Here is a 19123-nt window from a genome sequence, read left to right as displayed (position 1 = left end):
CGGCACCGCGCTGGCTGGCCGGCCCGCCCGGGCCCGCGCCACGGAGCCTCGCGGCGCACCGCGAGCTGCTGTTGAGCCAGGTGGCGAGCCTGCGTCCGTTCGGGATCGGCCTGCTCGACGCCGCCGGCCTCGCACTGTGTGAGTCGATCGTCGCAGACCTCGACCTGCCCACGTTCACCTCTGCGACCACCGACGGCTGGGCCGTCCGTGCGTCCAACCTCGTCGGCGCGAGCACCCGGCTGCCGGTCGTGCTCCCCGTCGTCGATGAGATCGGCGCGGACGGCTACCGCGGCGCACCGCTCAGCAAGGGGACCGCGGTGCGGGTCTCGGCGGGAGCGCCGGTCCCCGAGGGCGCGGACGCCGTCGTGCCGCTGGCCGATGGACTGGTCGCCGGCGAGGAGGTGCAGTTCGTCGCCGAGGCTCGTTTCCAGCAGCACATGCTGCTCGCCGGGACCCGGATCTCCGACGGGGACCAGTTGGTCGCCGCGGGCACCGAGCTCACCCCGCGCGTGCTGGGCCTGATCGCGGAGGTCGGCCACGACAAGGTGCTCGCGCGGCCGCGTCCCCGGGTGGTGGTGATGACCGCGGACAGTTCGCTCGTCGAGCCGGGGCTGCCGCTCACCCGGTGGACCGAGACCTACGACGGGTGCACCACGCTGCTGGCCGCCAGCGCGCGCCACGACGGCGCCCAGGTGTTCACGGCCGGAGTCGTCGCGTCCGAGCCGGCGGCGCTCGTCACCACACTCACCGAGCAGCTGGTGCGGGCGGATCTCGTGCTCGTCGTCACCGATGCGAGCGACGAACTCGTCGAGGCGCTCGGGCAGCAGGGTGCGGTCGACGTCACTGAGGTCGACGTCCTCCCCGGACGGCAGGTGTTCGCCCTCCTGGGGGACGACAGCGCACCTGTCCTCATCCTGCCCGCCGGGGCCGTCCCGGCCTACCTGGCCTACCTCCTGCTGGGCCGCCCGCTGGTGCAGCGGCTCGCCGGCCAGGAGGTCAGCGGTCCGCGTGCTGTCGATGCGCCCGTCGCCGCCCCACTGGAGGCTGATCCCGACCGGCCGCGCCTGGTGCTGGGCAGCCACGGATCGCGCGGGGTGGTGCCACTGCCGGCCCGCGAACCGGGCACCGTCGAGCTGGCCCGCGCCAACGCCGTGATCCTCGTCCCCCCGGGTGCAGGGGAGATCCCCGCGCACGGCGACGTCACCTGCTGGCTGCTGGACTAGCGTCCGGATGCCTGCGGCGTTCTGGCCGGTGCGGCTGAGCCACGGGCCGGTGGTGTTGCGTCCCTTGCGACGCAGGGACGAGGGGGACTGGGCGAGGATCCGGCGTCACTCCTCGGCGTGGTTCCGGCCGTGGGACTCCACCCGGCCGCCCGAGTCCCGGGAACCCGGGCAGACCTTCGCCCAGCTCGTGGCGAGCTTCTCGCAGCGGGCCCGGCGCGGCCAGATGCTGCCGTGGGCCGTCGAATTCACCCCGGACGGCGAGCGTCCCCGCTTCGTCGGGCAGGTGACCGTGTCGGGGATCACCCGCGGGTCGGCGTGCTGGGGACAGGTCGGGTACTGGATCGATCCGGCGTGGGCAGGCCGCGGCATCATCCCGACCGCCGTCGCCATGGCCACCGACTACTGCTTCACCGGGGCCGGGCTGCACCGCGTCGAGATCGCGATCCGTCCGGAGAATGCGAACAGCCTCGCGGTCGTCCGGAAGCTCGGCTTCCGATACGAGGGACGCCGCGAGCGCTACATGCACGTGGACGGGGCGTGGCGCGACCACGACGTGTTCGTGCTCACCCCCGAGGAGGCGCCCGGCGGCGTGCTGGCCCGTTTCGAGGCCGGCCGCCGCCTCGCCGGACGCTGAGGCGTCCGGGACGAGCCGGCGCGGTCCCGTGAACGGGAAAGGTGACAGACCAGCGACGGGGAACGGAACCGTCCCCTGAATGGGAAAGGGGACGGTTCTCATTCCCGTTCGCTGGTCTGTCCCCTTTCCCGTTCAGGTCGGTCCGGTTCAGGTCGCTCCCGTTCAGGTCGCTCCCGTTCAGGTGGGTCAGGTTCAGGTCGGTCCGGTTCAGGTCGGCCCCGTCCGGTTGGGGGCCCGGTGGTGTCGAGGGTCGGCTGTCGGACCACCGACGCCGGCTCGTCCGGTCGTGGTCAGGATCGTGGACCGGAGCGGCCGGCGACAGGGCGTCCTGGCCGGGGCGGGGACGCGGCTGGCTGCGTGGGGCATCGGTCCGCCAATCTCCGACACTCCGCCAGTGGTCGGCCGGGACCGGCCACCCGGCCAATAGCGTTCGGGATGTGGGTGTAACCGGATTGGTCTTCGCAGGCATCGCTGCCGCCTGGTTGACGTACCTGGTGCCCTATTTCCTCCATCGCAGGGGCGACATCCAGGAGGAGTCGCCGGCCGATGTCCCGTTCACCCCTTCGGTCACGATCGTGCGCAGCGGGACGTCCCTCGCGGAGGCCGACCCGGGCGCGGCGACGGTCTCGACTCCGCTCACCCGCCGCGCGCAACTGCGCGAACTGCACCTGCGCGACCTTCAGGCCGCCCAGCGCCGGCGCCGGGTGCTGATCTTCCTCCTGCTGGTGCAGGTGATCGTCGGTGGTCTGGCGATCTTCCACATCGGGGCCTGGTGGGGCGCACTGATCCCCGCGGGACTGATCCTCACCTTCCTCGTCGTGGCGCGGTTCAGCGTGCGGACGATGAGAACCGACCTCGCCGGACGGGCCGCCGCGATCCGGGAGTGCCCCGACGAGGAGACGGTCGCCATCTCGCTCACCGCGGAGGACGTCGCGGAGCACGAGCACTCCATCGAGCTGAGCGTCCCCCTCGCGCAGGCCGTCTCGCTGTGGGACCCGATCCCGATCACGCGGCCGACCTACGTCTCGAAGCCACTGGCGCCGCGCACGGTCCGCACCATCGACCTGTCCGCACCGGTGCCGACGCCCGGGCGAATCCCGGTCACGGCCGATCCGATCGAGACGCCCCTCGCCGAGCCGGACACGCAGGAGGACGTGGGCTGACCGCCCCGGGGCCAGCGCTCCCGGCGCGACCCTCAGACTCCCCGGCCGACGCCGGCCCACCAGGCGAGGACGGCCAACTCCTCGCGCAGGTAGTTCGCGGACCAGAAGTACCACGGGGTGTGGCTGCTGACGTGCGTGGCCGCCAGGCCCGCGGCGGCGGCGAGCCCGCCGGCGCGGAACACGTGGAACTCGTCGGTGACGAACACGACCCGGTATCCCGCCGGGAACCTCGCGTCCAGCATGGCCTTCGAGTTGGCGAAGTTCTCCACGGTGGACGTCGCGCGGTCCTCCACGATGACGCCGGCGGCGGGGACGCCGTGGGCGACGAGGTAGGCCCGCATCGCGTCCGCCTCGGGGAGGTTCTCCTGCGCTCCCTTGCCGCCGGTGACCACGATCGGCGCCGCGGGATTGCCCCGGTGGTAGGCCAGGGCGGCGTCGAGGCGATCGGCCAGGGTGCGCGACAGCTCACTGCCGTGCACGGCGGCGCCGAGGACGATCACGGCGTCCTCGTCTCCGGTCGCGGTGTCGTGGGTGCCGACCGTGGTGAGGAGGACGGCGAAACCCGCGACCGCGGCCACGGCCACGACGCCCGCAGCGTTCAGCCACCGACGTCGGGGAAGCCAGCGGGCCCAGGCGAGCAGGCCGATTCCGGCGACCGCGGTCGCTGCCGTCCCGACGGTCAGGTTGGCGGTGAACGCGAGCCAGACGGCGTTCACCGTGAGAACGAGGCCGGTGGACGCGAGCAGGGCGCGGGCAGCAACCCGGGCGGGTCGTCGTACGCTCTGCACCCGTCCACGATAGGCGGGGTTGCGCTCGTCCCCTTCGGCTCGTTGGATGGGACGGTGCCCACCCCTCCACCGGATCGCGTCGTCAGCCCCCGGGGTCTGCTGCTCCGGGTGCGCGAGGACGACGTGGCGCAGGTCATCGAGGCGGCCGCGGCCAACGCCGACCATCTGGGCGCGTTCATCCCCTGGGGTGCAGACCCGGCGTACCGCGCAGAACGGATCGGTGCGGCTCCCGCGGACTGGGCCGGGCACCTCGCCTACCTCTACGCGTTCAGGGAGAGCGCGGACGGGCCCGTGCTGGGCGGGTTCAGCCTGCACCGCAGGGTCGGGCCGGACGGTCTGGAGATCGGCTACTGGCTGGCCGCGTCCCACACCGGACGCGGCCTGGCGACCGAGCTGGCCGGAGCGTTGACCGGTGTCGCGCTCGGCCTGCCGGAGATCGCGCGGGTGGAGATCCACACCGACGAGGGCAACACCCGCAGCGCCGCCGTTCCGCAGCGCCTCGGCTACCACCTCACCCGTGTGGACGAGTTCGAGCCGCGCACCCGCGCCGAGACCGGGCGTCTCCAGATCTGGGTCATCCCCTGACCCGCCCTCAGGCGACGGGAGCCCGGCCGAGGCGGACGGCCGCGGTGCGGGCGGTGCCGTCGGCGTCGGTCCAGCCGACTTTCACCACGTCGCCGGGGGAGAGCTTCCCGAGGATGGCGGTGACCTGCGCGTAGGTGTCGACGGCCTCGCCCGCGATCCTCGTGATGGTGGAGCCGGTGGTGATGCCGGCGTCGATCCGGCCCATGCGGGTGCTGGGTGGTTCCTGTGGAGCCCGTACCCGCGGAAGCGGCCCGTCCTCCCGCGCCCGGGGGATCGACGGCGCCGACCGGTACGCCCGTGCCGGGCTCAGGCCGGGGCGTAGGCCAACCGCACGGTGTCGTTGCCGACCCGCTCCTGGGACAGCAGGCGCAGCGGTGGCAGGGGGCCGGAGAACATCGGCTTCCCGCCGCCGAGCACGAGCGGGTGCAGGTAGATCCGGTACTCGTCGATCAGCCCGAGCCGGCCGAGGCTGGCGGCCAGGGCCGTGCCGCCGACCTCGATCTCGCCGTCGTGCTCGGCCTTCAACGCCGGCACCCAGCTCTGCAGGTCGTCCCGGACGAGGGTGGCGTGGGGGCCGACGGAGGTCAGCGACCGCGACACCACCCACTTCGGACGGCCGCACCACGCCGCCGCGAAGGCACGTTCGTCGTCGTCCCAGCCGGGGTCGTCGTCGTCCCAGTAGCGCATCACCTCGTACATCCGGCGACCGTACAGACAGCCCGTCTCCGCGGCGGTCTGTGCGATGAAATGGCCGAACAGCTCAGGATCGGGCGCGAACGCCTCGTGGTCCACGTAGCCGTCCAGGGACTGGTTCATTCCGAACACGAGCCGGGCCATCGATGGCTCCTTCCTCTCCCTCGGCCTCCTCGGCCGGTCGGCGCGCGCCCACGCCACCACTATGACGCGACGCCGGTGCCGAAGACGAGGCCCAGCTCGACGGACTTCCGGGGCGACGGGGCGAGCCGGCTCAGGGCGTCCCGGGTCCGGTGAGGACGACCAGCTGCCGGGTCGCCCTGGTCATCGCGACGTAGCGGTCCACGGCCGCCCCGACGCCGTCGCCGAACCGTTGCGGGTCGACCAGCACGACAAGGTCGAACTCGAGCCCCTTGACCTGGTCGGGTGCCAGTGACCGGACCCGGTCGGTCGGGACGAACGCCGGATCGCCGATCACGCAGGCGGTGCCGTCGGCGTTCTCGGCGAGCCAGGTGTCGAGGACGGAGCCGAGCTCGGCCGTCGACCCGTGCCGCACCGGGCGTCCGCCGACGCGAATGGACGTCGGCACCGACGCGTCCGGGAGCACGGCCCGGATCACCGGTTCGGCCTCGGCCATCACCTCCGCCGGCGTCCGGTAGTTGACGGTGAGGGTGGACTGGCGGATCTCGGTGAACCCCACCCGCTCCAGTCGTTCCCGCCACGACTCGGAGAACCCGCGCCGGGCCTGCGCGCGGTCGCCGACGACCGTGACGCTGCGGGACGGGCAGCGCCGCAGCAGCATCTGCCACTCGGCGTCGGTGAGTTCCTGGGCCTCGTCGACGACGAGGTGCGCGAACGGCCCGGCCAGCCGGTCGCGTCCCTCGCGAGGAACCGCGTCCTCGTCGACGAGGTCGTCCCGCAGGCTCTCCCTGCGCAGGAGTTGCAGCCCGCTGTCCGGGTCGTCGTCGGTGGCGAGGATGTCCTCGACGACCTCGTCCATGTAGGCCCGGTCCGCCGCGAGGACGGCCTCGCGGCGGCGTCGCCGCTGTGAGGCCTCCGGGTCGCCGAGCCGTTGCCGCATCGCGTCCAGCAGCGGCAGGTCGGCCACCGTCCACCCGGAGCCCTCGGCGCGGCGCAGCGCCTGCCGTTCGTCGGGGCCGAGCCATGGCGCGCAGCGGCGCAGGTAGGCGGGCACCGACCACAGGTCGGAGACCAGATCGGTCGCCTCCAGGATCGGCCAGGCTCGCGAGAAGGTGCGGACGAGGTCGCTGTTGCGGGCGAACGATCGCCGGATGTCCTGCTCGGACGCCTCGCTACGATCGTGCCGGTCGAGGAGGATCTCGACCAGAGCCTCCCAGATGTCGTCACGGGCCTCGTTGTGCGGAGTGCCCGGGGCGGCGGAGTCGAAGGCCTCGGCCCAGTCGGCGCCGGTGAGGGTGACCTCGTCCCACCAGGTCTCGACCACCAGCGGATCGGTGGGCGGCTCCTCGTACAGCCCGACTGCCGGCCCGACGGCGTCGGCCATGCGCACATCCGACTTCAGCCGGTCCACCTCCGGGTCGGCCTCTGGTCCGGCGTCGGCGCCCTCGGGAACGAGGTCGCGGACGGTGCAGGTGGCCACCCCGTCCTCGCCGAGGCTGGGCAGCACATCCCCGACGTAGGCGAGGTAGGGCCGGTGCGGCCCGACCACGAGCACGTCGCCGTGACCGCGCCCCAGCCGCGGGTCGGCGTACAGGAGGTACGCGGCGCGGTGCAGCGCGACCACGGTCTTGCCGGTGCCGGGGCCGCCGTCCACCACCAGGGCGCCCCGGGAGTCGGCGCGGATGATGGCGTCCTGGTCGGCCTGGATGGTGCCCAGGACGTCCCGCATCTGTCCCGACCTGCTTGCGCCCAGGCTGGCGATGAACGCCGAGTCGTCGTCGAGGGCGAGGCCGGCCGTGCCGTCGGCCGTGAACGCCTCGTCCCAGTAGTCGGTGATCCGTCCATCCGTCCAGCGGTAGCGGCGGCGGCTGACCAGCCCCAGCCGGTGGGCGGCCGTCGCGGCGAAGAACGGCTCGGCGGCAGGAGCACGCCAGTCGACCAGGAGTTGGCGGCCCGCCTGGTCGGTGAGACCGATCCGCCCGATGTAGGTCGGCTCGGGCTGGTCCGCGGCGACGATCCGGCCCAGGCACACATCCACCCCGAACCGCTGCAGGAGCCGCAGCCGACCGCTCAGCCGGTGGATGTCGAGGTCGCGGTCCATCGCGCTCCTGCCGCGCCGTCCGGGCGCTCTGCGGAGTTCGGCCAACCGGGCGGAGAGGTCGGCGACCTGCTGGTCGAGGCAGGCCGCGATCGCGGCGAAGTGGTTCCGGTCCGCGCCGATCAGCGCAGGGTCGTTCTTCGCGGAGAGACGGGAGGGAAGGGTGAAGACGTCGGGCACAAGCCGAGATTCTGCGCCTGGAGGGGGGCCTTGCGGCAAGCCCCCCACTTCGCTATAGCTTGGAGGTGCAGGGATACGAACGCCGGGACGCGAGGCCCCCGGGTCGTGGGTCGGGCCGGGAAGCGTCCGGCCCCTCCGATGCGTAGGGTCCTGTTCGTGGGATGGGAAGCGCTGCGCCAGTGGGGACAGGACGCCGTCCGCGTCGCGCCGCTCGCCGGCGGCGTCGCCAACGACGTGTGGAGGGTACGGATCGGAGACCGCCTGGCCGTGGGGCGCCTCGGAGCCAGGAGTGACGCCGATCTGGCCTGGGAGACCGATCTGCTCGAGTTCCTCGACCGGCAGGGGCTGGCCGTCCCCGTCCCGATCCCGACGGTGACGGGCCGGCCGTTCGCTGACGGCCTGGTGGTGATGACCTACCTGGAGGGCGGACCGCCGAGGACCCCCGACGACTGGAGCAGGGTGGCCGACACCCTGCGCGAGGTGCACCGGCTGACCGTCGGAAGGCCGCAGCGGCCCGGTTGGCGCTCGTCGATCGACCTGCTCCACGAGGACGCCGGGACGCGCATCGACCTGTCTGCGATGCCGGCGGACGGCGTCGCCCGCTGCCGGGCGGCGTGGGCGCGGCTCGCCGCGCGTCCACGTTGCGTCGTGCACGGAAACCCGGGCAACCCCGGCAACATCCTGATCACGGCGGAGCGGGTCGCGCTGATCGACTGGGACGAGTCCCACGTGGATGTGCCAGATCTCGATCTGGCGCTGCCCTTCAATGCGGCCGGCCTCGACGCCGCCGACCGCGACGTCGCATCGCAGGCGTCGGCCGCGTGGGAGGCGGCGGTCTGCTGGGGGGACGACTACTCGCGGGCTCGCCTCGCCGAGGTTCGACCGGTCTGAGCGGTGGCCCGGGTCAGAGGGCGGAGCCGATCCGCTCCGAGAACTCGACCAGCCGGTTGGAGAAGCCCCATTCGTTGTCGTACCAGCCGAGCACTTTGACCTGGTTGCCGACGACCTCGGTGAGCGGGGCGTCGAAGATCGAGGAGTGCGGGTTGCCGACGATGTCCACCGAGACCAGCGGCGCCTCCGAGTACTGCAGGTAGCCCTTCAGCGGGCCTTCGGCGGCGGCCCGGGCGAAGGCCTGGTTGATCTCTGTGACGCTGGCGGTCCTGGTGAGGACGGCGGTGAGGTCGGTGATCGAGCCGACCGGGACGGGGACGCGCAGGGCGAAGCCGGTGAGCCGTCCGTCGAGTTCTGGGATGACCTTGCCGATGGCCCTGGCCGCACCCGAGGACGTCGGGATGGTGGACATCGCCGCCGCCCTGGCCCGGCGCAGGTCGGAGTGCGGGGCGTCGTGGAGGCGCTGGTCGCCGGTGTAGGCGTGGATCGTGGTCATCAGGCCGCTCTCGATCCCGAACGTGTCGTTGAGCACCTTCGCCAGCGGGGCCAGCGAGTTCGTGGTGCACGATCCGTTGGAGAACACGTCGGAGGCGGCCGGATCGAGCCGGTCGTCGTTCACGCCCAGCACGAACGTGGGCACGTCCCCCTTGGCGGGGGCCGAGACGATGACCTTCTTCGCGCCACCGTTGAGGTGCGCGCGCGCCTTCGCCGCGTCGGTGAAGAAGCCGGTCGACTCGATCACCACGTCCGCGCCGTAGTCGCCCCACGCGATCGCGCCGGGGTCCCGCTGGGACTCGACGGCGATGTCGTTGTCGCCGACCCTGATGGTGTCCCCTTCGAGGTGGACCCCGTCGAGGTGGCCGGAGATGGAGTCCCACTCCAGCAGGGTCGCCAGGGTGGCGGCGTCGGTCAGGTCGTTGACGGCGACCACCTGCACGTCGGCGTCGTTCGCCAGTGCGGCGCGCAGGTAGCTGCGTCCGATCCGTCCGAAGCCGTTGATCCCGATCCGAACCGTCATCGTGGTACTTCCTCTCCGTGAGCCACGACCGGTGCCGTGGCGGCTACTGGTGCCGGCGCCGAGGCGCGCAGCAGTTCGAGCGCCCCGGCGCGGGCGTCCTCGGACGGGCCGGGGTCCTGGGCGGCGATCGACAGCACGTAGCCGCCCTGGATTGTGGCCGACAGCAGATGGGCCAGCCGGTCGGGGTCCACGTCCGGGTTCACCTCGCCGGCCTCGACGGCGTCCCGGATCACGGCGGTGAGGGCGTCGTGGACGGCCGCGAACGCGTCCGCGATCGGCCTGAGCAGCCCCGGGTCAGCGGCCACCAGCGGATCCTGGGTCATCCGACCGACCTTGCAGCCCTTCAACGCCGGCAGCGGACGGGTCAGGTAGGCGGTCAGCTTCTCCATCGGGTCGCCGGCGCGCGTCAGCAGTTCCTCGGTGGCGGGGAGCAGGTCGGAACAGTTGCGCTCGAGTGCGGCGAGGGCCAGGTCGCGTTTGCTCGGGAAGTGGTGGTACATGCTGCCCTGGCCAACCCCCGAACGCTCCCGCACCTCACGCGGGCTCGTCGCGGCATAGCCGCGCTCCCACATCAGTTCGCTCATCGTCCGCACCAGGCGCTCTCGGGACTCCACGGACGCCAGTGTACATACCTCAAGGTACAGACTTCGCATCTGGGCGCAGGGGGTGAGTTCGTGCACCGTCCGTGGTGGACGAACTCACGACCACAGGCTCGGCCCGGTTGGGGGTGTGGGGGTTCGACCCCCACAGGACACCACAGAACGAAAAGGCCCTCCGTCAGGAGGGCACAGTTCCGGTGAGTTCTGTGGACCTGGCGGGAGCGTTATCGAGACTTGCCCCACCCCTGGCTCGGATGGCCGCTATGCACGAGGCGATCCGGCAACGCGCCCGCTCTGCCATGCGGGACCCGGCAAAGGCACGGCCGCGCACACGCGTACGCGACGAGGCGTTGGCGATCGCCCAGGCCCGATACGAGGCTGGCGCGAGGTTGTGCGACCTGGCCGCCGACCTTGGGGTGAGTCGCCCGCAGGTAGCTTCGCTGCTGCGTGCCCGAGGTGTGCGATTGCGGCGCCGGTCGCCAGCCGCCCATGAGGTGGCGGAGATGAAGCGTCGCTACGCGGCGGGAGACTCGTTGGAGCGAGTTGGCACTCAGTTGGGATTCTCGGCCGGAACGGTGCGTGCCTGGCTTCTCGCCGAAGGCATGGAGATGCGCGATGCACACGGGCGCGAACGCTAGCTGGCGGGCATCCGGCGCACCCCGCCGGAGGCTTCCGCAGTGTCGGAGGTCGGGGTTGACATTAGGGATCTAGGCGACTTCCAGCTGCTGCGCCATCGCAAGATGCGAGGGCACGACTGAGCAGCATTGCTGGGGCAGTCCTTCGAGAGTCCTTGCCGCCGGACTCTTGGAAAGGACTCTCGACATGTTTCGGTTGAGTTGGACCGCCAGTGCTGTACACCCGCGAGCTTCTTTGGCGCTGCATGCCCATCAACATCGCGCTCGATGCGATCCGCACTCGCCGCGGCCTCAAGTGGGGTGTCCCTGCGATGCTCTTGGCGGTGCCATACCTTTACGCGTCGAGTCCCGTTCGCGTCCTCATCGGCAATGGCGCGCCGGGCTGGCTCAACCTCCTGGTGCTGCTGCGGGGCTGATCAGCCTCGTCCTCCTGCTCCGCTCCCGTGTCCATGAGGTAGTCGACCGCCGCCGTGCCCGGGGCCGATTGAGCTTCTGTGACTTGAGCGCCACGCCCCAGTGGCCGTCCAGCACCGGCACGTGCCGGCCGCACGAACAGCGGTCAGAAGAGCATGAGCGTCGGTTCGAGTTATGGCCGGTCGTATCCCAAACGCGGCGACCGCTGGCAGTCGACGGGAGCCGGGATGCCCTCATGTGCAGGTTGCTCGGTGGGGAGTGGTCGAGCGCGTGGTCAACTTGGTCGGCACCAGGGCTCTCGCTTAACCCATCGAGATGGCCTAGCGTGTGCATCGACGGCGGCGTTGGGCTGACACATCAGGGGGCGTCCCTGTGGACGTTGAAGAGGAGTGGGTCTACCGCGAGCGGGACATGGCGCCCTCCCAGCGTGTCCGGATCGTATCGTTCGAGCAACGCAAGACGAGCCGGCGGGCTTCGATCGAGTTTCTGGATGGAGAGCGAACAGGCACGGTCGAGAGCGTGCCTGCCGGACGACTGCGTTGTCTGTGGTCAGACGTTGAGAGCTACGACTACCGGATGGCCCACTGGCAGCGAATCGGCGGCTATGAGCTGACCGAGGCCGAGGAGATGGCCATGCTGGTGGCGTTCGAACATCTCATTCCCGAGGACATCGCTGATACGAGTATGGGGTACGCCCGCCACGCAACGGGAGTTCTTGATGCCGCTGGTTTGGAGCGCATCACGCAGCGGCCGTTGAGCACGTTCACTGACCTGGTTGCATCTTTCCGGGATGGAGACGAGTGGTGGCTGTCTGCCGAAGGTTCGCTTGCGATTGCCGAGGCGGCTTGCCGCGTGACCCCGATGCCAGTCCTCGACTGGGTGATGGCGGAAGAGCGCCGGTGTCGTGACGCGTGCAAGCGCGGCATGCCCCGCACCAGTCGGGACGGAGATAAGTACACCAGCTCACCCGATTGGGAGTACGCGTTCTACCTGGAGCACGAACGGCCGGTGCATGAGCTCTTGCGGCAGTGGTGCGGACATCGGGCGGTGAGTTTTCAAGAGCGACTTGAGGCTGCAGAAGCCGAGCTGCACAGGCTCGACGAGTTGATTGCCCGCGCCGCGGATGCCTTCCGCGACAACAAGCTCGACCACCACGCAAAGTGGCTTGACGAGGAGCACGAACGCGATCGGATCACGCCGCACACGATCCGACCAATCGTCGACCGTCCGATCGATCCTCGCGAGATCCCCGTGCATGTCGTCTACAAGAAGGGCTGGTGGCACTGAATCGGACACAGCTGGCTCCCACTGGCAGACTGTCTGCCTTGCCGCATCCAGACGCCGAACACAGGCACATGTGCCCGGCATGCTGCGCCGCACCCGCCCGCCACGACCTGATCGGACTGGCTGTAAGTAGATGACCTGATCGGACTGGCTGTAAGTAGATACGGTGTGGGCCATGGTGTCTGTGGCGTTCTCCCGGGCGACCGAGGAATGGTTGGTGCTTGGAGAGGATCGAAGGAGTGGTCCATCTGGCGAGTTGATGCTTGTCCAGGAGGAGCTGTCCCTGGTGAGGGCCGTCGATCTGAAGGCAGCGTTGGCATCCTGGAGTTCTTACTATGACGCTCCGACGGCATGTGCAGTGGTATCTGACCTACCGGCGGCGTACTTCGACGCTGACGGCCCTTACGGCCCTATCTCCTTCGAGTGGGCCGGGGACGAGTTGGTGGTCAGGGCGCTGCACCTGGCGGAGTATCCGGACGACGAAGAGCAGTTTGTGCGTTCGCTGGTCAGGCTGGTTGAGCCTTACTTCCTCCAGCACCGTTGTGAACTTCGCGGCATCGTGAACGAGGAGTGGCTGGCGGCGCCGTACATCGGTGTGGAACTGCGGGTAGTCGTGCCATGGCGATCGAAAAGTGCAGCCGACCTGTTCAGGGTCGGTGAGGAGGTGCTACGACTCTGCGAGGCGTTCAGTGCTGGAAGCGTTACGCGAGACACGGTGGCTGCCCTCGTTCGCGGTGGAGGAGCCGGACTACTCGTCGGCCTGCCCGAAGGGAACTGGCTCGATGCCAAGGCCGAAGAGTACGACCTCGCTTCGCTCCGCGGGAAGGTCAGTCTCTGCCAGGCGGTTGCCAAGTTCTGCAACGGTGAAGACGGAGGACTGATAGTTATCGGTGCTCGTGCGAAGAAGGTCCCAGGCGGGGAGGTAATTAGGAGCATTCGCGGCATAGTTCCACGAGTCGCTGGTGCCGATGCCCGCTACCGTCGCATCATCGACCAGCACCTCTATCCACCACCCCTTGGGCTCAGCGTTGACGTTGTTCCGATGGAATCAGGCAGGGCCCTCATCGCCATCCATGTACCGCCACAGCCGGAGGAACTGAAGCCCTTCCTGGTACAGGGTGCGATCACCAAAGACGGCGATGTCGAAGGCGCATTCATCAGCATTGTCCAGCGACGAGGTGAAGGAAGCATCCCGATCACCGCCCCCATGATTCACGCATCTCTGGCGGCCGGCCGCGCCTTGTTGCGGGGCTCGTCCCCAAGCCGCGGTTCCCGCTGAGGAGGAACACGCTGTCAGTGGCTTCTCGTAGCCTTCGTGCGTGGCAGGAGGTAGAGACGGCTTGATCCGCGGGCCGGAGCGTGTTCAGCCTCGCCGCACACTGCTTGCCGGTAGGGTTCGGCTCATGGCGACGACGCCCATGCAGGGGGAGGCTGCGCACGAGGCAGGACGTGACGGTGCGCGAAGGGCGAAGTACTGGCTGGAAGCAACGTCACGTGTGGATGCGTGCTGGGTCAACCCCGACGAGGGTGCACGACAGAAGCTAACGTTCGCGTGGCCTCAGGGTGGCCAGTCGTTCTCCTTCGACCTGGGAGGGCGACTTCGCTATGGAGAGTTTGATGGCCAGTTGTTCTTCGCGGAGGTCAAGAACTACACCACTTCCTCGAAGTTGCCCGGCTACTACCGAGAGTTCCTGGCCAAGTGCTACGTCACGTATAAAGCGAGCCCCGCCTTCGCCGACAACTTCATGTGGGTCTCCTGGACCCCTCACCGCACATCGAAATGGGCCGAGCTGACGAGTGTCGGCATGATCCGTCAGTCGGTCATCGAACAGGCCAAGAGAATCTTTCCCGCTGACGTCGACCCGGAGTCCGCCGTCGATGATGCCGCCTGCCAAAGCGTGTCAGAGCGGCTGTGGCTGCTGATCCTGAGTAGGCGGCAGGAGCTGCTCGTCCCATCCAGAGAGAACCTCGCTCTGATCCATACACACGAGACGACCAAGGCGTCGGCATGACGACCAATCTCGACGCCGTTTTGCGCGAAGCCCTCGTTGAACCCAACCCCCGAGAGTCGGAGAAGCGCACCAAAGAGACGGTTGCTGAAGCACTTGAGCGATTCGACCCAACTGCGTCCGTGCAGGTCACCACCTACTTCAACCACACATTTGCGCCGGACATTATCCTCAGGTGGGGCAAGGCGGAACGCCCCGTGTTCCTGCGGTTCACAGACAATCTGCCCGCACTCGCACATGACATCGATCTACTCGACCGACTTGATCCGATCGTGTTCGGCCTCACGACGCCCCCAACTGAGGATGCGAAGAAGAATCGCGTGCACGAACGGTCCCAGAAGGCTGAGATTCTGTTCACCACGCCTGCAGCAGTTGACGAGCTGACCTCACCGACGGAGCCCGCAGCGACAGATCGTATCCTGCGAAACTCGCTCGCCCACGGTGGGCGTAGAGCGCTTGTTGCCCCAGAGGACGCAGTCCACCTTGCGCAGCAGGTCCAGTCCGGATTCGCCGCCGCCGCGAGTGGCACCGTGACAGAGACCCGGGACGCACTCGCCGCCATCAGCGATTACTTCCACGAGAGCCAGGCACGCCACCTGAACCGAGTCCTCCAGGCCGTTTGGGAGGGATCGGGAGCGCGTCTCGATCAGTTCCCCGGAGAACGTGATCTTGCCGATGAGTTCAGCGACCTTTCGCTTCGCTACTTGCTTCAGTTCATGGATACCAGCGACCAAGCGTTCTGGCACGGTGTCGGCCGCGGCCTCACCGTTGAGCAACTCATCGCTCTTGGACAGGCGGGCTTGGCGAGACAAGAGAACTTCCAGCATCTCGTCAACGCCAATCTTGAGTATCTGCATGCAAGGGCATGCCTCATTCACGACATGTCGCTGTATGACTCCGACCCCGAGGAGGCGATCGCCCTCCGTTGGGGCGTGGATCTGCCGGCTGGGGAGACACCACCAGCAGTGACGCTTAGAGGGCCCCAGTTTCAGGCCTTCATCGCCCGGACGAAGGAACTGCTCGACCCACGCGTGCGCGAAGCCGCAGCCGGTCTGCCAGTGAGGGCGTTCACGGAACGGTCGAGCACCACAAAGGTCGCGTCGGTCGAGGTGAGCGCCGGCGAGCAGCACATGACCCTTCGGGAGGACAGCGGTGTCACGAGCAGGGAGTTCCTAGAAGCCACTACGAGCCGGCTAGCGGAACCTCAGGTTGATCGGGCGGCTGTGGTGACCGACTCGGGGAGGGTTAGTGTTGACTTCTTGCACAGTACAGGCACTGGCGTTACCAGGTCAGAGACGCTCGTCGCACATCTCTTGCGGTGCACGGTTCCGCTTCTGATTGAACTCAACCCCAGCAGCCGGGCCGCTCTCGAAGACTTCCTAGCGGTCGATGGGATTCTGTCCCACGGCACCGACGAGCTTCCTTTCGACGATGACACAACTGGTGACACTCCAGATGAACCTCCCCCTGACCCGCTCGGCCCTGAAGACACCGGCTAGGCCCCGGTCCAGAGCATTCCCTCAGTGCGGCGGTGAGCATGCTCGACCGCCTGCTCGGATGGGACGTTTCGTCATCAGCTATGATTATGTGTATACGTTACGTGTCGGGTGGTGGTGATGATGTCGACGGTGAGGCCGCGCGCGGCTGAGCGGGCGGGCTTGTCGCGTAGTGCCCTGTACCGTGCGGCGCGTGAGGGGCGGTTGGAGCGGATCGCTCGCGGCATCTATTTGCCGGCGGACGCGGCGGCGGCGGACTGGGACTGGATCGAGGCTGTGACGCGTCGTCCGGAGGCGACGATCTGCTTGACGTCGGCGCTTGCCCATCATGATCTGACCGATGTGATCCCCGCTGTGTTGGATGTTGCGATCCCGCGTGGGTCGCGCACTCCGGTGAGCACGGGTGCGATCGCGTGGCATCAGTTCCACAGGGCTACGTTCGACGTCGGCCGGGAGGAGATCTCGATTCCGGGCACGGATCAGCTGATCGGGATCTATTCGCCCGAGCGGTCGATCACCGATGCGTTTCGGCTGCGTGGCGAGGTCGGGTATGAGTTGGCGCGGGAGGCGTTGAAGAAGTGGCTGCGCCGCGGCGGGAAGCCTGTTCGGCTGATGGAGATCGCCTCTCGGCTTCCTCGGGCGAAGTCTCCCGTCCTCCAGGCGTTGGAAGCTCTGGGATGAACATCGGCGATGAGGTGTTCCGCCGCATCCAGTCCGCAGCACGCTCCGCCGCCGCGAAGACTGGGGCGGGTGCACCGACGCAGGAGTATCTGATCCGGCACACGCTGGAGTCGTTCCTGGATCGCCTCACCCGTACCGCCCATGCCGACGACTTCGTGCTCAAGGGCGGAATCCTGCTGGCCGCCTACGGCGTGCGGCGCCCGACGAAGGACGCCGATGCGAACGCCGTCGGAGCGGACGTCAGCACCGATCGCCTCATCGCGGTCATTCACGACATCGCCGCCGTCGAGACCGATGACGGTGTGGTGTTCGATCTCGACTCGATCAGCGTGCAGGAGATCCGCGAGCACGCCGACTACCCCGGATTCCGGGTGCGGGTCGGCGTGTCGATCGGGCCATGGAAGGGCACCGCCGCGTGGGATGTCTCCACTGGAGATCCGATCGTGCCCGCTCCCCGTCAGGTGCGCATCGACCGTGTCCTGGGCGATCCGATCGTGCTGCTCGGCTACGCGCCCGAGACCACGATCGCCGAGAAGGGCGTCACCATCCTGGAGCGGGGGATCGCCAGCACTCGTTGGCGTGACTACGTCGACATCGTCCAACTCGCCCGGCAAGGCATCAATGCTGACGAGTTGCTCCGCTCGGCGCGCGCCGTGGCCCGCTACCGCGGCGTCACTCTCGAACCCATCGGACCGCACGTGGTCGGCTATGGGCAGATCGGCCAGGCCAAGTGGGCGGCGTGGCGTCGCAAGGAACGACTGGAGGCGGTCTGCGAAGCAGACCTCGACGAGCAGCTCGCGCTGGTGGCCTCCTACCTGGATCCCGTGTTCAGCCGCAGAGACACCCCACTGCCCCGCACATAGCGGGCGTCCGCGCCCCGAAGCGTTGGGGCATGACTGCCATAACCACAGAGAGTCCGTTGTGTCCGCTTCGGGCCGTGTCCTATGTCCGCGTCTCGACCCTCGACCAAGCCCGTCGGGGTTCAGAGCCGGAGGGATTGTCGATCCCGGCGCAGCGCGAGGCGAACCGGCGACGCGCCTTGGAGATGGGCGCACTGGTGGTCGCGGAGTTCGTCGAGCGTGGCCGCTCCGGCAGATCGCTGGAACGGCCCGAGTTGCAGCGGATGCTGGCCTACATCCAGGACCGACCGGTCGACTTCGTCATCGTGCACAAGATCGACCGCCTCGCCCGCAACCGAGCCGACGACGCAGCGATCACAAAGACGATCCAAGCCACGGGCGCGTACCTGGTCTCTACGACCGAAGCGATCAGCACGACACCGTGCGGGCGGCTGCTGCATGGGATCATGGCCTCCATCGCGGAGTTCTACTCCCAGAACCTCGCCACCGAGGTGATGAAGGGGATGCGACAGAAGGCCATTCAGGGAGGCACGCCGGGCCGGGCACCGCTCGGCTACCTCAACGAGCGCCACTTCGACGACGGACGTGAGGTCCGCACCGTCACTGTCGACCTTGAGCGAGCCGAGCACATTGTCTGGGCGTTCGACACCTACGCCACCGGCGAATGGAGCGTCACCCGGCTGGCCTCTGAATTGGCAGCACGCGGAATGACAACTAGGCCGGGACCGAACACGCTAGCCCGGCCGTTGACCGTGACTGGGCTGCACCGTCTGCTGCGCAACCCCTACTACAAGGGCGTCGTGGTGTTCAACGGCGTCGAGCATCCTGGAGGACATGCGCTGCTGATCGACCCGGTGACCTGGGCGACCGTGCAGGACATCCTCACCGCACGCCGCAACGGAGAACGCTCCCGCGTCCACGACCACTACCTCAAAGGCACGGTCTTCTGCTTCGAATGCGGCAGGCGGCTGATCGTCCAGAACACCCGCACCCGAAACGGCCGCGTCTACGAGTACTTCGTCTGCCACCGGCGCCGCGACTCCACCTGCCCACAACGCAAGGCACTGCCGATCACCCAAGTCGAGCGACGGGTCGAGGACCTCTACGGTTCGATCGAACTGAAGCCAGACCAGCGTGACCGCGTCGAACAGATCGTGCTCGCTACACCGCACCGGCAGCAGGCGGTCAACAACGAGCGACTCGAAGAGATCGCCGAGAAGACCAAAACGGCCGAGGCAAACCAGACCAAGCTCCTCGACGCCTACTACGCCGACGCCATCCCCCGCGACCTCTTCCTCACCAGCCAACGGCGCCTCAAGACCGAACTGGCGAAGCTAGCCCGCGAGAAGGCGAAGCTGGAGTCCGACAGCGCCGACATCGAACAACGCATCCGCGACGCCCTCGACCTGCTACAAGACGCACACACCGCCTACACGAACGCATCCACGACAGTACGAAAGCAGCTCAACCGGGCCATCTTCACCGGGATCTTCCTCGGCCCAGACCAGATCCGCGCCGAGCTCAACGAACCCTTCGCCAGCATCACCGACCAAGGCAGGCCCGGAGGCGACTGAGGCCGCCCTCTCGGACGGCCCCACAAGCGTCGGTTGCGCGTTTGATAAGCGCAACTGGGTGGAGCTAAGGGGATTCGAACCCCTGACCTTCTCATTGCGAACGAGACGCGCTACCAACTGCGCCATAGCCCCAAGCCGCCTCTGCAGCCCGTACAGG

Annotated in this window: 20 protein-coding genes and 1 tRNA gene; 13 read left to right on the top strand and 8 right to left on the bottom strand. The window is 68.5% G+C overall.

Annotated elements, in window-relative coordinates; translation table 11 throughout:
• Nucleotides 1-1223 (top strand): gephyrin-like molybdotransferase Glp (gene glp / locus QM633_RS07875; protein ID WP_415153192.1); only part of this gene is annotated, 1223 nt, incomplete at its 5' end.
• 7 nt (nucleotides 1224-1230) lie between these two features.
• Complete coding sequence (locus tag QM633_RS07870) at nucleotides 1231-1857, top strand: GNAT family N-acetyltransferase (protein WP_415153191.1); 627 nt, start codon at nucleotides 1231-1233, stop codon at nucleotides 1855-1857.
• On the opposite strand, the gene QM633_RS07865 is transcribed toward QM633_RS07870, so the two are convergent.
• Nucleotides 1787-2326 (bottom strand): pentapeptide repeat-containing protein, encoded by a 540-nt coding sequence (locus QM633_RS07865; protein ID WP_415153190.1) that lies wholly within the window; start codon nucleotides 2324-2326, stop codon nucleotides 1787-1789. The genes QM633_RS07870 and QM633_RS07865 overlap by 71 nt on opposite strands.
• On the opposite strand from QM633_RS07865, the gene QM633_RS07860 reads away from it, so the two are divergent.
• A complete protein-coding gene (locus QM633_RS07860; RefSeq protein WP_415153189.1) occupies nucleotides 2295-3020 on the top strand; it encodes a hypothetical protein in 726 nt (241 codons plus the stop codon). The genes QM633_RS07865 and QM633_RS07860 overlap by 32 nt on opposite strands.
• Before the next feature lie 32 nt (nucleotides 3021-3052).
• On the opposite strand, the gene QM633_RS07855 is transcribed toward QM633_RS07860, so the two are convergent.
• Nucleotides 3053-3808, bottom strand: coding sequence for a YdcF family protein (locus tag QM633_RS07855; RefSeq protein WP_415153188.1), 756 nt, complete (start codon nucleotides 3806-3808; stop codon nucleotides 3053-3055).
• 54 nt (nucleotides 3809-3862) lie between these two features.
• Between QM633_RS07855 and QM633_RS07850 the strand changes: the two genes are divergently transcribed.
• Nucleotides 3863-4393: a GNAT family N-acetyltransferase gene (locus QM633_RS07850; protein ID WP_415153187.1), complete on the top strand. Its 531-nt coding sequence runs from the start codon at nucleotides 3863-3865 to the stop codon at nucleotides 4391-4393.
• 7 nt (nucleotides 4394-4400) lie between these two features.
• On the opposite strand, the gene QM633_RS07845 is transcribed toward QM633_RS07850, so the two are convergent.
• The 3 genes from QM633_RS07845 to helR form a co-directional block, all read right to left on the bottom strand.
• Nucleotides 4401-4598, bottom strand: coding sequence for a hypothetical protein (locus tag QM633_RS07845; protein WP_415153186.1), 198 nt, complete (start codon nucleotides 4596-4598; stop codon nucleotides 4401-4403).
• Nucleotides 4599-4699: 101 nt separating this feature from the next.
• Nucleotides 4700-5230, bottom strand: coding sequence for a dihydrofolate reductase family protein (locus tag QM633_RS07840; protein WP_415153185.1), 531 nt, complete (start codon nucleotides 5228-5230; stop codon nucleotides 4700-4702).
• 130 nt (nucleotides 5231-5360) lie between these two features.
• Nucleotides 5361-7505: an RNA polymerase recycling motor ATPase HelR gene (gene helR, locus QM633_RS07835; protein ID WP_415153184.1), complete on the bottom strand. Its 2145-nt coding sequence runs from the start codon at nucleotides 7503-7505 to the stop codon at nucleotides 5361-5363.
• A gap of 156 nt (nucleotides 7506-7661) precedes the next feature.
• On the opposite strand from helR, the gene QM633_RS07830 reads away from it, so the two are divergent.
• On the top strand, nucleotides 7662-8396 hold the full coding sequence (locus QM633_RS07830) for a phosphotransferase enzyme family protein (protein ID WP_415153183.1): 735 nt from the start codon (nucleotides 7662-7664) through the stop codon (nucleotides 8394-8396).
• A gap of 13 nt (nucleotides 8397-8409) precedes the next feature.
• Here the strand turns inward: QM633_RS07830 and gap are convergent, their stop codons facing one another.
• Nucleotides 8410-9414 (bottom strand): type I glyceraldehyde-3-phosphate dehydrogenase, encoded by a 1005-nt coding sequence (gene gap / locus QM633_RS07825; RefSeq protein ID WP_415153182.1) that lies wholly within the window; start codon nucleotides 9412-9414, stop codon nucleotides 8410-8412.
• Entirely contained in the window at nucleotides 9411-10028 is a 618-nt protein-coding gene (locus QM633_RS07820) for a TetR/AcrR family transcriptional regulator (protein ID WP_415153181.1), read from the bottom strand. Before QM633_RS07820 ends, gap begins: the two co-directional genes overlap by 4 nt.
• A gap of 832 nt (nucleotides 10029-10860) precedes the next feature.
• Here QM633_RS07820 and QM633_RS07815 point away from each other — a divergent pair.
• The 8 genes from QM633_RS07815 to QM633_RS07780 all read left to right on the top strand — a co-directional run bounded on the left by QM633_RS07815 (nucleotide 10861) and on the right by QM633_RS07780 (nucleotide 18966).
• The gene (locus tag QM633_RS07815) at nucleotides 10861-11064 is read left to right on the top strand and encodes a hypothetical protein (RefSeq protein WP_415153180.1); all 204 of its coding nucleotides are present in this window, start codon (nucleotides 10861-10863) and stop codon (nucleotides 11062-11064) included.
• A gap of 370 nt (nucleotides 11065-11434) precedes the next feature.
• Nucleotides 11435-12349 (top strand): hypothetical protein, encoded by a 915-nt coding sequence (locus QM633_RS07810; protein ID WP_415153179.1) that lies wholly within the window; start codon nucleotides 11435-11437, stop codon nucleotides 12347-12349.
• 172 nt (nucleotides 12350-12521) lie between these two features.
• A complete protein-coding gene (locus QM633_RS07805; protein WP_415153178.1) occupies nucleotides 12522-13625 on the top strand; it encodes a hypothetical protein in 1104 nt (367 codons plus the stop codon).
• Between the two features lie 124 nt (nucleotides 13626-13749).
• Entirely contained in the window at nucleotides 13750-14358 is a 609-nt protein-coding gene (locus QM633_RS07800; RefSeq protein WP_415153177.1) for a hypothetical protein, read from the top strand.
• Complete coding sequence (locus QM633_RS07795; RefSeq protein ID WP_415153176.1) at nucleotides 14355-15854, top strand: hypothetical protein; 1500 nt, start codon at nucleotides 14355-14357, stop codon at nucleotides 15852-15854. The genes QM633_RS07800 and QM633_RS07795 overlap by 4 nt, the downstream gene beginning before the upstream one ends.
• Before the next feature lie 117 nt (nucleotides 15855-15971).
• Nucleotides 15972-16532, top strand: coding sequence for a type IV toxin-antitoxin system AbiEi family antitoxin domain-containing protein (locus QM633_RS07790; RefSeq protein WP_415153193.1), 561 nt, complete (start codon nucleotides 15972-15974; stop codon nucleotides 16530-16532).
• On the top strand, nucleotides 16529-17395 hold the full coding sequence (locus tag QM633_RS07785; protein ID WP_415153175.1) for a nucleotidyl transferase AbiEii/AbiGii toxin family protein: 867 nt from the start codon (nucleotides 16529-16531) through the stop codon (nucleotides 17393-17395). The genes QM633_RS07790 and QM633_RS07785 overlap by 4 nt, the downstream gene beginning before the upstream one ends.
• A gap of 74 nt (nucleotides 17396-17469) precedes the next feature.
• A complete protein-coding gene (locus QM633_RS07780; protein ID WP_415153174.1) occupies nucleotides 17470-18966 on the top strand; it encodes a recombinase family protein in 1497 nt (498 codons plus the stop codon).
• Nucleotides 18967-19025: 59 nt separating this feature from the next.
• Here QM633_RS07780 and QM633_RS07775 read toward each other — a convergent pair.
• Nucleotides 19026-19098: transfer RNA gene (locus QM633_RS07775), tRNA-Ala, on the bottom strand.
• Between the last annotated feature and the right edge of the window lie 25 nt (nucleotides 19099-19123).

It is taken from the genome of Propionicimonas sp. (assembly GCF_047606205.1).
Taxonomy (GTDB): domain Bacteria; phylum Actinomycetota; class Actinomycetes; order Propionibacteriales; family Propionibacteriaceae; genus Propionicimonas.
Note: the sequence above shows the minus strand (reverse complement) of the source record. Positions and strands in the feature narration are given on the sequence as shown.

Excerpts from the sequence above, each read along its gene's own strand:
- QM633_RS07870 (WP_415153191.1), top strand. The coding sequence starts at position 1,231 with ATGCCTGCGGCGTTCTGGCCGGTGCGGCTGAGCCACGGGCCGGTGGTG.
- QM633_RS07865 (WP_415153190.1), bottom strand. The coding sequence starts at position 2,326 with ATGCCTGCGAAGACCAATCCGGTTACACCCACATCCCGAACGCTATTG.
- QM633_RS07845 (WP_415153186.1), bottom strand. The coding sequence starts at position 4,598 with ATGGGCCGGATCGACGCCGGCATCACCACCGGCTCCACCATCACGAGG.
- QM633_RS07840 (WP_415153185.1), bottom strand. The coding sequence starts at position 5,230 with ATGGCCCGGCTCGTGTTCGGAATGAACCAGTCCCTGGACGGCTACGTG.
- gap (WP_415153182.1), bottom strand. The coding sequence starts at position 9,414 with ATGACGGTTCGGATCGGGATCAACGGCTTCGGACGGATCGGACGCAGC.
- QM633_RS07805 (WP_415153178.1), top strand. The coding sequence starts at position 12,522 with ATGGTGTCTGTGGCGTTCTCCCGGGCGACCGAGGAATGGTTGGTGCTT.
- QM633_RS07800 (WP_415153177.1), top strand. The coding sequence starts at position 13,750 with ATGGCGACGACGCCCATGCAGGGGGAGGCTGCGCACGAGGCAGGACGT.
- QM633_RS07795 (WP_415153176.1), top strand. The coding sequence starts at position 14,355 with ATGACGACCAATCTCGACGCCGTTTTGCGCGAAGCCCTCGTTGAACCC.
- QM633_RS07790 (WP_415153193.1), top strand. The coding sequence starts at position 15,972 with ATGATGTCGACGGTGAGGCCGCGCGCGGCTGAGCGGGCGGGCTTGTCG.
- QM633_RS07785 (WP_415153175.1), top strand. The coding sequence starts at position 16,529 with ATGAACATCGGCGATGAGGTGTTCCGCCGCATCCAGTCCGCAGCACGC.